The organism is Bdellovibrio sp. HCB2-146, from assembly GCF_047345725.1.
In the GTDB taxonomy this organism is placed as follows: Bacteria; Bdellovibrionota; Bdellovibrionia; order Bdellovibrionales; family Bdellovibrionaceae; genus Bdellovibrio.
Genome location: NZ_JBLEQP010000001.1, coordinates 437,726 through 449,589 on the forward strand (window position 1 = coordinate 437,726; position 11,864 = coordinate 449,589).

The 11,864-nt window shown below is 45.5% G+C and carries 11 protein-coding genes; 4 read left to right on the top strand and 7 right to left on the bottom strand.

Features of this window, described 5'->3' with window-relative positions; genetic code table 11:
• Window positions 1-18 precede the first annotated feature (18 nt).
• Window positions 19-1,119 (top strand): MBL fold metallo-hydrolase, encoded by a 1,101-nt coding sequence (locus ACLWOR_RS02145; RefSeq protein WP_413939020.1) that lies wholly within the window; start codon window positions 19-21, stop codon window positions 1,117-1,119.
• On the opposite strand, the gene ACLWOR_RS02150 is transcribed toward ACLWOR_RS02145, so the two are convergent.
• Entirely contained in the window at window positions 1,073-2,920 is a 1,848-nt protein-coding gene (locus ACLWOR_RS02150) for a methyl-accepting chemotaxis protein (RefSeq protein WP_413939021.1), read from the bottom strand. The two genes, ACLWOR_RS02145 and ACLWOR_RS02150, sit on opposite strands and share 47 nt — an antisense overlap.
• 226 nt (window positions 2,921-3,146) lie before the next feature.
• Here ACLWOR_RS02150 and ACLWOR_RS02155 point away from each other — a divergent pair, with 226 nt between their 5' ends.
• A complete protein-coding gene (locus tag ACLWOR_RS02155; RefSeq protein WP_413939022.1) occupies window positions 3,147-4,445 on the top strand; it encodes a cytochrome ubiquinol oxidase subunit I in 1,299 nt (432 codons plus the stop codon).
• Window positions 4,446-5,453, top strand: a complete 1,008-nt coding sequence (locus tag ACLWOR_RS02160) for a cytochrome d ubiquinol oxidase subunit II (RefSeq protein WP_413939023.1) — start codon at window positions 4,446-4,448, stop codon at window positions 5,451-5,453.
• On the opposite strand, the gene ACLWOR_RS02165 is transcribed toward ACLWOR_RS02160, so the two are convergent.
• Window positions 5,450-7,072, bottom strand: coding sequence for an FG-GAP repeat domain-containing protein (locus ACLWOR_RS02165; protein ID WP_413939024.1), 1,623 nt, complete (start codon window positions 7,070-7,072; stop codon window positions 5,450-5,452). The genes ACLWOR_RS02160 and ACLWOR_RS02165 overlap by 4 nt on opposite strands.
• 134 nt (window positions 7,073-7,206) lie before the next feature.
• On the bottom strand, window positions 7,207-7,674 hold the full coding sequence (locus tag ACLWOR_RS02170) for a nucleoside deaminase (RefSeq protein ID WP_413939025.1): 468 nt from the start codon (window positions 7,672-7,674) through the stop codon (window positions 7,207-7,209).
• Between the two features lie 83 nt (window positions 7,675-7,757).
• Here ACLWOR_RS02170 and ACLWOR_RS02175 point away from each other — a divergent pair, with 83 nt between their 5' ends.
• Window positions 7,758-8,111, top strand: a complete 354-nt coding sequence (locus tag ACLWOR_RS02175) for a hypothetical protein (RefSeq protein WP_413939026.1) — start codon at window positions 7,758-7,760, stop codon at window positions 8,109-8,111.
• Here the strand turns inward: ACLWOR_RS02175 and ACLWOR_RS02180 are convergent.
• The 4 genes from ACLWOR_RS02180 to ACLWOR_RS02195 form a co-directional block, all read right to left on the bottom strand.
• Window positions 8,108-9,235: a hypothetical protein gene (locus ACLWOR_RS02180; protein WP_413939027.1), complete on the bottom strand. Its 1,128-nt coding sequence runs from the start codon at window positions 9,233-9,235 to the stop codon at window positions 8,108-8,110. The two genes, ACLWOR_RS02175 and ACLWOR_RS02180, sit on opposite strands and share 4 nt — an antisense overlap.
• A 144-nt stretch (window positions 9,236-9,379) precedes the next feature.
• Window positions 9,380-9,583: a hypothetical protein gene (locus tag ACLWOR_RS02185; protein ID WP_413939028.1), complete on the bottom strand. Its 204-nt coding sequence runs from the start codon at window positions 9,581-9,583 to the stop codon at window positions 9,380-9,382.
• Window positions 9,584-9,599: 16 nt separating this feature from the next.
• Window positions 9,600-10,094 carry a hypothetical protein gene (locus ACLWOR_RS02190; protein WP_413939029.1) on the bottom strand — a complete coding sequence of 165 codons (495 nt, stop codon included), beginning with the start codon at window positions 10,092-10,094 and terminating at the stop codon, window positions 9,600-9,602.
• A gap of 197 nt (window positions 10,095-10,291) precedes the next feature.
• Window positions 10,292-11,863 (bottom strand): DHA2 family efflux MFS transporter permease subunit, encoded by a 1,572-nt coding sequence (locus ACLWOR_RS02195; protein ID WP_413939030.1) that lies wholly within the window; start codon window positions 11,861-11,863, stop codon window positions 10,292-10,294.
• Window position 11,864 lies beyond the last annotated feature (1 nt).

The window sequence follows — 11,864 nt, forward strand, 5'->3', positions numbered from 1 at the left end:
AGCGGAATACTTGTTTCTATGCGCTTAAAGACACTCGGTCAAAAACCAAATCCGTCTCGTTTGAGCCGCCACCTCGCTTCTCCGAATTTCAAGGATGGCACTTTTCAAAATATTTTGCCGACGCCGATTACTCGAGGTGGAGGATTTTTTCTCAAAACGCTGGTGAATTTTATCTTGTCTCGGCGCTATGCATTTCCTCTTAAAAATGTGCCGACGATAACAACAGATCTCCGTGCGGTTGAGGATGCTGTTCCCACGGTGATTTGGTTTGGGCATTCTTCTTATCTGATTAAATATCAAGGTAAGAATTTTTTGATCGATCCGGTTTTTAGCGGCTACGCCTCACCATTTTCATTTATGATTCGAGCCTTTCGAGGATCGAACGCCTATCAAGCGGCCGATATGCCTTTTATTGATGCCTTGATCATCACCCATGATCACTATGACCATCTTGATTACGAAACGGTCCTGGCCCTGAAGGGGAAGTTTAAAAAAATCTACACGCCCCTGGGAGTCGGAGAACACCTCGAACATTGGGGCTTCGAGAAAAATCAAATTCAGGAATTTGATTGGTGGGACTCAGCGACCGTATCTGAAACTTGCGAGTTAACGGCCACTCCCTCACGTCATTTCTCAGGTCGCTCTTTTGAAAGAGATCACTCGCTCTGGGCTTCTTTTGTACTTAAGCTCGGAAATTATCGCATCTTTATTGGAGGCGATTCAGGATATGATTCACAATTCAAAGTCATCGGCGAAAAATACGGTCCCTTTGATTTGGCACTTCTTGAGTGCGGGCAATATGATGCCGATTGGCCTTTGATTCATATGTTTCCTGAACAAACGGCGCAGGCTGCGATGGATCTAAAGGCCAAAGTTCTTCTTCCTGTGCATTGGGGAAAATTTTCGCTCTCGCTGCACTCTTGGTACGACCCTATTCAACGGGTCATTCAAGCCAGTCAGGAACTCGGACTCAAAATAGTCACGCCACGAATTGGTGAAGCTTATGCTGTAGGTGAAACAAAAGAATTTATATCCTGGTGGGAGGAACTCATCCCCACATCGCAGAAAAAGACTAAACAGATACCGGCGAAGGGTTCAGCTCTGAATTCTCAGAGCTGACTTCTCCACTTAAAATTTGCACGGTTGATTTCATAACAGCGGACTGATCGTTAATCTCTGATGCTGTTGCAACCACCTCTTGCGCTTGCGACGCATTTTTTTGAATGAGTTCATCCAGCTGATTGATCGCTGAACCAATCTGCGAAATGCCCGAAGACTGCTGTTGACTTGCATGGGCGATTTCTTGATTTAAAGAAGCCACCTTATCGATGCTTCCTGAAATCTTGCGTAAAACTTCACCGTTTTCTCGGCCCGCAACAGTTCCCTGCTTCACTTGATCCACGCTGGTGGTAATCAGAGCATTGATATCTTTTGCCGCAGATGCAGATCTTTGCGCCAACGAGCGAACAGCCTCAGCCACAACAGCAAATCCACGTCCGTGCTCTCCAGCGCGCGCGGCCTCTACCGATGCATTTAATGCTAAAAGATTCGTTTGAAAGGCGATGTCGTCGATGATTCCAATGATTTCCTCCATTTTTTTGGAAGAAGACTCAATTGAAGTCATCATCTGGATAAGTTGTTCAATTTTTTCTTCACCGTCTTTGGCCAAACGTGCGGAGTCGCCAGAGAGGACCGCTGCTTGCTGGGCATTTTCCGTATTGAGCTTGACCATCGAAGTGATTTCTTCCAGAGAGGCCGCAGTCTCTTCGATAGAAGCTGCCGCACGTGTGGAAGAATCAGCTAATTGTCCACCCGTCACGTTGAGATTTTCAATAGCTTCAGCCACGGCACCTGACGACGTCGTCAGATTTGTCGAAAGCGTTGTGATCTTGGTCGAAGAAGAACGCGCACCAAAATAGACCGTCGTCATCAGCAATGCCAAACCAATGATTGAAATAATCCCTTGCTTCCAAAGAATGGCGTAGGCAGAAGAAAGAATTGTTTTCTCTGGGGTTCGGACCATGAGAGTCCACTTCTGTTGGAGGTTGTAAATACCAACGGGAACAACCAGAACCAATTCCTTCCCTTTTTCTGTTTTAATTTCTAGACTGCCGACTTCGTTTTTTTTGATCAAGTCAGCGACCTGTGATTCAGCTTCGAAGGGCTTCATGATTTTTTCTTCGTCGGGGCCTGCGACGAGCATATTGGTATCAGAGATAAGATAGGATTCTGAATCGGCGAACGGTTTAACTTCCGCAACCAAATTTTTAACTGTATCCAAGCTGATATCCACACCGACGATGCCTTGAGCCTCACCATTTTGCACAATCGTATAAACGGCAGAGGTCATCACAATCTTTTTACCGTTAACGGTATCCGAATACGGTTCCAATAACATACTCTTCTTGGAACTCATGGGCTTAAAATACCAGTCACCCAAATCTGGTGTTTCCGGATTGAGTAGAGTTTTATAGATGAGATTGTCACCTTGGCGAATCCACCATGGATAAAATCGGCCGGTCTTTTCATGAAATTCAGCATTGATATATTTTTGATCTTGGCCATCGAACGCATTCGGTTCCCAAGCCGACCAAGTCGCCAAATATCCCGAATCACTTTTTAGCATTTCTAAAAGTTCAAAATGTGTGCGTTGACGACTTTGCAGGCCTTTTTCAACTTGCATAGCAAGAGTTCGCCCCAATATTTCAGTTTGCGCAAAAGGCTTGTTCAGATATGACTCGATCTGCTGGGAGTATTTTTTTCCGACTTCCAAACTTGTAGCCAAAGCATTGCTCTTGGCTTCCCTAAAAGTATCTTGAGTTGAGACAAAACCGATCACTCCCAGGACTAAAAAACCCACGATCGCGATAGGGAACGTGAGTTGTTGAGTGAGCGAAAGTTTCTTGAACAGTTGAAACATACAAAACCCCTAATGGTTTAAACGGAGCATTGTTCCTATCGCAATAAATGTGCTGAAGGATGAGGGGATGAAGGTCCAGAACGGCCCAAAATCCCCCCTCTGTATGATCTAGATTATTTCAAGATATATGTGATCCCGGGGATTGAAGACATCTGACATCCGCAGCAAATTGTTGCCTTACAGGGTCCGGATTGACCCTCCTCTTTCACCAGCCTATATTCTGGAAATGGACAATCTCCTAGCAGCTCGTTCTACGATGGCATTCTCTCTGGGGTTTCACATCATCTTTGCTTCGATTGGGATGACCATGCCGTTTTTTATGACGGCTGCACACTATCTCTATCTTAAGAAAAAAAATCCCGAGTATTTAGAACTCACGAAAATGTGGATGAAAGGTGTTGCGATCCTTTTTGCTGTCGGCGCCGTCTCAGGAACCGTGTTGTCATTTGAGCTGGGACTTCTCTGGCCAAGATTTATGAAGTACGCCGGGCCTATTATTGGGATGCCTTTCTCATGGGAAGGAACGGCTTTTTTCCTCGAAGCTATCGCCATTGGACTATTTCTTTACGGGTGGAAACGAATGCATCCGTGGGTGCATTGGGCGACGGGCCTGGTGGTGGGCCTTTCGGGATTTGCTTCCGGAATTTTCGTGGTCGCAGCGAATTCGTGGATGAATACACCTGCTGGCTTTGAATGGATTGATGGCGCCGTGGCGAATGTGGATCCAGTTGCAGCGATGTTTAACAAAGCTTGGCTGCATCAAAGTCTGCACATGCAGATCGCAGCCCTGCAAGCCGTGGGATTTGCAGTAGCCGGAATACATGCCTATCTCTTATTAAAGGGAAAAGCCCGTGAGCTGCACATGAAGGCACTCAAGATTGCCATGGCTTTTGGCGCGACGGCTTCGCTCATGCAACCGTTTGCCGGTCACTTCGCAGCTCAACGAGTGGCTGAGTTTCAACCGGCAAAGCTCGCCGCAATGGAAGGGCATTTTCGCACTGGAACGTCAGCCGCTCTTTATCTCGGTGGCATTCCAGACGTTGAAAATAAACAGATGAATTGGGGGATCGCAATTCCCGGGGCGCTCAGCTTTCTTGCCTTCAATGATTTTAATGCGGAAGTAAAAGGTCTTGAGGAATTTCCACGCGAACTCTGGCCGCCTGTTGTCCTCACTCATATCAGCTTTCAAATTATGGTGGCCATCGGCACCTTTATGGCAGCTGTGGCTTTGCTTTATTTTTTCTTTCTTCAAAAACAAAATTTTCCGGTTTGGTTTCTCAAAATGCTTTTTTGGATTTTGCCTTTGGGATTTATCGCGATTGAGGCTGGATGGATTGTCACCGAAGTCGGACGACAACCGTGGATCATCTATAACTTTTTGAAAACCAGCGAAGCTCTGACTCCCGTACCAGGAATGGTGTTTCATTTTGTTTTATTCTTGGCACTTTATTTGTTCTTAGGTTTCGTCACCGTGTGGCTGCTCAAACGGCAAGTGATAGCGGCACAAAAGAAATTCGAGGTTTAAATGATCGAGATTCTTTTATTTTTTATCGGGGCGAGTTTACTTCTGTATGTTCTTTTAGGGGGCGCTGATTATGGCGCTGGAATTCTTGAACTGCTTCCTATTAAACCCGACCTGCGCACCCACCAAAAAAATGTGATCAACGATGCTATGGGACCAGTGTGGGAAGCCAATCACATGTGGCTGATCCTCGTGGTCGTAATTCTTTTTATGGGCTTTCCCTTGGTTTTCACCACTATGATGACAGCTTTGCACATTCCCATGGTGGCACTGCTAGTAGGTATCGTTATTCGCGGAAGTGTTTTCACCTTTCGTCACTACGATGCAATTTCAGACGAGAAATCACAAAAAATCTACACCTGGCTTTTCGGGATCTCGAGTTTTTGGACCAGCCTGTGGTTGGGTATCATTGTCGGCAGTCTGAATCGTGGGCGCATCACTCTCCACCCCACTGACTTTTATTCGGCCTATATTGCTCCTTGGTGGGGTCTTTATCCATTGATGATGGGCTTCTTCGTTGTTTTTATTTTTGGTTTTCTGGCGAGTATTTATTTAATCGGAGAAACTCGTCACGTTGATCTGCGAATTCTTTTCGCACGTCGGGCTTTTTCTTTCAATGTTCTGGTTGTTGTCTTTGGTGCTCTGGTTTTTTTGACATCTTATTTAGAAGGTGGACGTTTGTTGGCAGAGTTTTTTGCACATAAAACTGCTATTGTTGCGATGTTGGCTGCAACTTTGCTTTATATCGTTCTGTGGTTTTTTGTTGAGAAGCGAAAGATTTATCAAGCTAGAGTGATTTCTGCCGGTCAAATCTTTTTGATTATCGTTGGGGCGTTTCTTTTGCACTTTCCCAATGCGCTTTTCACTATCGAGGGTCCGATGAGTTTTTACGATGCGGCAGCCCCAGCGGCGACGTTGCGCCAACTGGTAATTGCCCTCTTGGTGGGAAGTCTTTTTATCTTCCCAAGTTTGTTTTATTTATTGAAAGTTTTTAAAATCAACCGGTCTTAGTTGCCGGTTGATGTGCCTGTTGGAGAAGAAACCGGAACGCAGGTCGCTTGGAAAAGTCCTTTTTGCGTATTGCGCTTAAAGAATTTGGAAAGCATCCCATTGACCAAAGTCGTCGAAGTCGCAGTCAAATCATCATTCACGTTCGATGTCACGTACGAGTGTTGATTCCACACTGCCCGCGTTGGCATCCAAGAACCTACTTTATTTGGACCATAGACACGAAGTCCTGTGATCACGCCAGCCGCCGCTTTTTCTTCGTCTGTTTTATACAAGCTATTCACAGTATAGTTATTTGCTACTACAACGAGCTCAGCATAACCATCACCGTTTACATCAGCCACCACTGGGTACTCATAAAGAGTTCCCGTTGGATTGATCGTTTGCCAGATGGCTTTCAAGTTACGGCTGCCATCCATCTCGTAGATGCGAACGTATTGTTCGTCTGCGTAGATGATCTCTGGTTTGCCATCACCGTTAAAGTCAAACGATGTAATACCGGTTACCAGCGACGAACAGTCTGTTGTGCTGCTACCCGCAATTTTATTTCCACGGTTGTCGAAAATCGTTAAAGACTTACCTGTTGCAACTGCGATCTCAAGTGTTGATGGATCACCATCGAAATCACCGATCGTTGCCTGACCGCCACCGACAAGTGGATTGTTGGCTGCATCATAACGGCAGATCAATTCAGCATGCTCTGACAATTTGCGATCATAAAGAGTGGCACCTGTCATCCCATTGTAAATCGTTAAGTATCCACCACCTGTTACAACAACTTCAGCGCCTGGAACTTCCGGCAATAAGTCAGCTGTCGCAGGAAAGCCAGAGCGGATATAGCTCCACAATGTTTTTCCGTTTTTATCCATCACACTTGTTCCACCGACGATGCGAAGACCTTCTGTTTCAGAAAGATCTGCTGCAAATGTACGGCAAGCGTTAATGTTTTCAGCAATGCGCACTTTAACTGCAGGTACCTTGCTTGCATTTTCAGAAATGATCCAAGCTCCGGCGATGATTTCAGCCGTTCCATCACCGTCGAGGTCGGCTGCTGAAAGACCCATACGGCAATCCGACAATGCCGCGAATGCCATCCCTGTGGTATCAATGGCTTGTTGCCAACGAACGGAACCGTCATAGTTAAGTGCTATAACTTTTTTCCCTAAGTAATGAAGGTAGACAATTTCGCCTTTTCCATCACGGTCGATGTCGACAATAACCGGAGTCGTTGAGCCAAAGGGAAGAAGATCGTCTTCGGTGATTGAGAACTTCGACATTCCGGTTGCGCCATCAATTACGCGCAACATTCCTTTTGAGCTATAGAGGTGATCCTTAAATGAAGTGAAAACGATTTCTGGAATTTTGTCGCCATCAAGGTCGCCCACAACTGGAGCCGCCATCACCTGTTTGTAATCAGGTTCTTTATCTGCAACATAGTTCCATGAGTAAAGCAGTTGTGGCTTCACCTCGTCTGCTGTCATCTCTCGACAAACCGGAGGCGGTTCACCTAAAGAAGATGAATCCGTTTTTTGCGCGATTTGAAATTTTGGGTTTGAGCAGTTTTGATAAGCTAATAAGGTTACCGCAGCGCCTGCGATAGTAAATACGGACCAATTCCTCATAGTCTTCCCCCACACCTTAACAGGATAGCAAGCTCTACACCAACTGCAAGGGGGCTATGGTGGAATCCAGACGCTAATCTTTGGTCACTGCCTAGAAACTAACATTCACTGGCTAACAATCATTCACTTCATTCTCATTTTGAGATTTGTTTCCACTGCTTATAAAGATGCGCACTCGCGTTTTGCTCAAGAGGCATATAACGAATTTGAATTTTCTGTTGGTCGAGCGGTTTTTGCAGTTCCGAATAAATCGGCGCGGTCGAGAGACCATAAGGCTCCCCGTCGGCATTCGAGTAGGCAAAATAGGCCTCTTGAATTCCCGTTAAATACATCGCGCTTAAGCACATCGGGCAAGGTTGTCCACTGGCGTAGATCACGCACCCTTCAAGGCGTGGGGACTGAAGTTTTTGACTGGCTTGGCGAATAGCGGACAGCTCGGCATGACAGGTTGGATCGTTTGTGGCTAAAATTTCATTTACTCCAGTTGCGAGTACTTGATCATCTTTGACCAATACAGCTCCAAAGGGTCTGCCGCCCTTCTCTGCATTCTTAAGAGCTAAATCAACTGCCATCTTGAGATAATATTCGTGTATCTGTGTCATAGGAGCTTATTTTAACGGCAAAAAAGCGGAGTGGGAACTAAGATGTTTTGACCTTTCCTCACGCTCCAGCCTATGATCCGCCCATGAACTTCATCCGTATTTTAACAGTATATTCTATGTTGCTTCTCAACGCCTCTTTCTCATTCGCTAAAGATATTCGCATGAGCTATAACTTTGGATCTGCAGAAGTGGGCACGACAAAGTCTTTGCAGTGGGGCTTACGCGCGAAAGAACACGGGTTGAGATTTAAAGAAATTTCTATGCTAGGTGAAGCTTTCCATCACCGCACGAATTGTCCTGAAGAATTAGCGCCCTTAGAACGCTGTGCGATCGAAGTTCTTTTTAAACCGGCGAACAAGGGTTTACATAGCGGTTTGCTTTTTATCGACATGGATGCGGAAAAATTCTTTATTGAGATCGTCGGAGAAGGAATTTAGTTTGCGTCTGCACCGTTAGATGCGGCACTTGGAAGCACAAACGGTCTTAGCGCAAAGTACTCCGTTTGAAATCCAAAATTTTCTTCCAAGCGGTTTCGCATTCCCGGAACGTGGTTTTCACCAACAATCACCAAAATGGTATCCTGACCGTGGTGAACTTTTAATGCTTCAACTAAGTTCTCAACCATAATACGATCGCGATTTTTTCCCATCGCATCCATAGTTAAGCGCGATGAGAGACCGTACCCAACCGAAGCGCCCAACCCAATGGCAGCACCCGAAATAGGTCCAAGATCACCGAATGCACCAAAGCAAGCAGCGGCCGAGCAACTTGCCGTTACGACAGGAGCCACCTTCTTCAAATTAAAAAGACTTCCCAGGCTCGTCATAAAATGCAGCATGGTTAAATTGTCTTTCCAATTGGGTTTTGATTTTCCTAGCTCCAACTGCACGTTTAAAATAGGATTGACCACTTGCGCACGCGGAATGTCTTCGGGTTTAATCTCCAGCAGTTTTGCAAACTTTTGTACGCTCTCTTCTCCCAAAAGATCGGCCATTGAAACTTGCTTTCCGTTTGGCAAAGTCCAGATAAAGGATTTGGCTTTCTCTATAAATCTTTCCTTCGAAATTCGTCCAGTGCTGAGTTTGTGTTCCATCACGTCGCGAAGCCGCGCTCTCATCATTTCAAACTCTCCAGATCTTTTACCCTGATCGGCAGCATCGTGAATTGTCGATCCTTCGCTGATTTTATCGTCGCTGAAAAGACTTTTCATTTTCGCGAATACACCATCAGAAACCAGTCGCAAAAAGCTTGAAAACCAATAAGGAGCCGGATCAAAGCCCTCTAACCCGCGGAATGTAAATTCCTTCAGAACATTTTTTCCGGTTTCAGAATCTTTTTTATCTTTATAGTGAGTTTCACCCATCAAAACGATGGTTTTCGTTTCCCCACCCAGGTCACCGCGTAGAACTAAAACTTTATATCCATTGCGATCGGCTGCGAGAAGAGCTGCTTTGGCTGGGGCCGAAAGGTCGTTTCTAAATATATCTTCACAAGTCCTTTGAGCAAGTGCCCAAGGAGAGATTAAAAAATTTAAAACGACGAATGCCAATGCTAATTTCATACTTGCTCATCTATGCAAGATCCGGTGCGGGTCGCTGCGACAGCGATGATTATATCTCACTGATTTCTTTATTGTTTTATCGTCTCAAAGTGAGACTTTTTTGATGGCCCTGTTAGATTATTAAAAAGTGCCCAAGACAGGCACTTACCATGTCGACGAAGGCATGCGGGCGCCGGCTTGACTGGCAAACTCAACTCCCACAGATTCATTTGCTAGCGACCGAGAAAACGGTTTTTCCTCTGTCAATTCTTCTTGGGTAATTTGAATGGAGGGTTCGATTTTTTGTTCGTTAAAATGAAATGCCATGAAAGCCAAAACACCAAGACAAAGTAAAATCAAATTGTTCACGACAAAACCCTTTCAATTACCATGTGTTTTGTGGAGCCGCTTGTCCCGTGAGATCTCCATAAACCTGACGGAACTGTGTTAAAGAGCGAACTAGAATCTGAAATCTTTTTCGTCCAACCACACCCATTTGTTGTTTGAGGTGTTCTTCTTCCAAACGTTGGAGAACAAGGTCCCACTCTTTCTTTTTCTTTCGATCATTTGCATCTTGGTTGCCGCGTTCGATAATTTCATCGCGGGCTTTAGAAAATGCTTTGTCCAGCTCCACCAAGCGTTTCACCTCAGCGTCTGTTAGGCCTATTTGGTCAAAGAGTTTCATGCGGTATGCAATCCAAGCCGAATCGCCGCCGGAGGGCCCAAGACTTGCGATCATGCGCGGGTTTTCATCCGTAGTTCGCAACTCTTCAGGAGTCAGCTCCACAGCTCGTGCCGCGTTCATTTCTTCCATCTGTTCTTTCGACAGAAATCCCCAAGCCAGACATACTAACAGAATGCACCCTAACAATTTCCCCATTAGATTCACTCTACATGAAGTATTTAAATTGCAAAGACACGAAAAATTCGACGATGTTGAACTTCTTTTCACGCAGAAAAAGTCTAAACAGTTTTTTCCTGCGCCGATCAATATATGATTGTTGAAGCATGAACGCGCTTACTTAAAAAATACAAACGCGTTTCAAAAGAAAACAATCGCTCGCCTCACCTGGCATTTTAGTGGGCGTCGCTGGGACCTGTGGGGCTTTGGACTTTGTCGCAGAGGAGGAGCAAGAGGGAGCTTGCGATAAGGGCGCCGCAGACGAAGAGGAAGCAGTCATTGAAACTCATCACATGGGCTTGCTTGCGGATCGTGACGTCAAGTGCGGCTAATGCCTTGTCGGAAGCTGTGGCAACGTCGAAGCCTTTGGCGATAAAAAGTTTTTTGTACATCGCCAATCGTTCAACTGTTTCGTGTGAGTAAATCGTCACACCTTCGACAAGTTTTGCCGAATGGAATTTTTCACGGACACTCATCAGCGTTGATAAAACGGCAATGCCGACGGAGCCACCGAGGTTGCGAAGCATATTGAACAGACCTGACGCTGAACCGGCCTGGGATTTTTCTATAAGGCCTGTCGTGATTGTCGAAAGTGGAATCATCAAAAGCGGTTGCCCCATAGCGCGCACGATTTGCGACCACATCAGTTGATCGTAACCGACTAACGAAGTCAGATGGCTGTTCATGTAACAACTGAAAGCAAAAATATTAATTCCCACAAAAGCAAGCACACGAGCATCAAAACGTTTTAATAACTTCGGCACAAAAGGAATGATAAACAGCTGTGGTAAACCAGCCCACATCATTGTTTTGCCGATATCGACAGAGTTGTAGCTTTGAATTGATGACAGATAAAGTGGCAGCAGGTAAAGCGCTCCATACATCGCAAGGCCTACAACAAAGTTCACCAAGCAACCAAAACCAAAATTCTTTCGCACCAAGAGTCGCAAGTTGATAAATGGATTTTTAGTTTTCAGTTCGATCCAAACAAAGCTGATCAAAAAGACCAGCGACGTCAGGGCCAAAACAAGAATAAAATTCGAACTAAACCAGTCTTCTCTTTCCCCTTCTTCTAAGAATATCGTCAATGAAGAAAGGCCAATCGCCATCGAAAGAATCCCCCAGATGTCGAGTTGCTTTAAGAGATCGAGATTTTTCTTTTCTTTGTCGATTCCGTAGATGATCGCAAACATCAAGAACGCACCCGGAATCAAGTTCATATAGAACACAACGGACCAATGGAAGGCTTGTGTCAGATACCCGCCAACTGTCGGACCAATTGCCGGAGCAAAAGTTGCTGTGACGCTGAAAAGTGCCAATCCCACAGTGCGCTTTGACGGCGGCAGGGACAAGATCACCTGAAAGGCGAGAGGAATCAGGGCGCCTCCCGTCAGACCTTGCAAAGCACGGAAAACAATCATGCTCTCCAAGTTCCACGATAAAGCACAGCATACCGAGAAAAATAAAAACAGACTCGACGTCCATGTTAGATAAGTTCGTAACGATAACATGCGTGTCAGCCAACCGCTGATCGGAATAATCACAATCTCTGCAACTAGATAAGCTGTCGAAATCCACGATGCTTCTTCGATTGTGGCACCCAAACCACCGGTGATTTCTTTGATAGAGGCATTGGTGATTTGAATATCGAGAACCGCCATAAAGGCGCCGAGAATCGCTCCAAAAACCGCCACCCAGGCCCGAAAGGTCATAGGGGCTTCAGCTTGGAGATGTTGATCTTGTGTCATA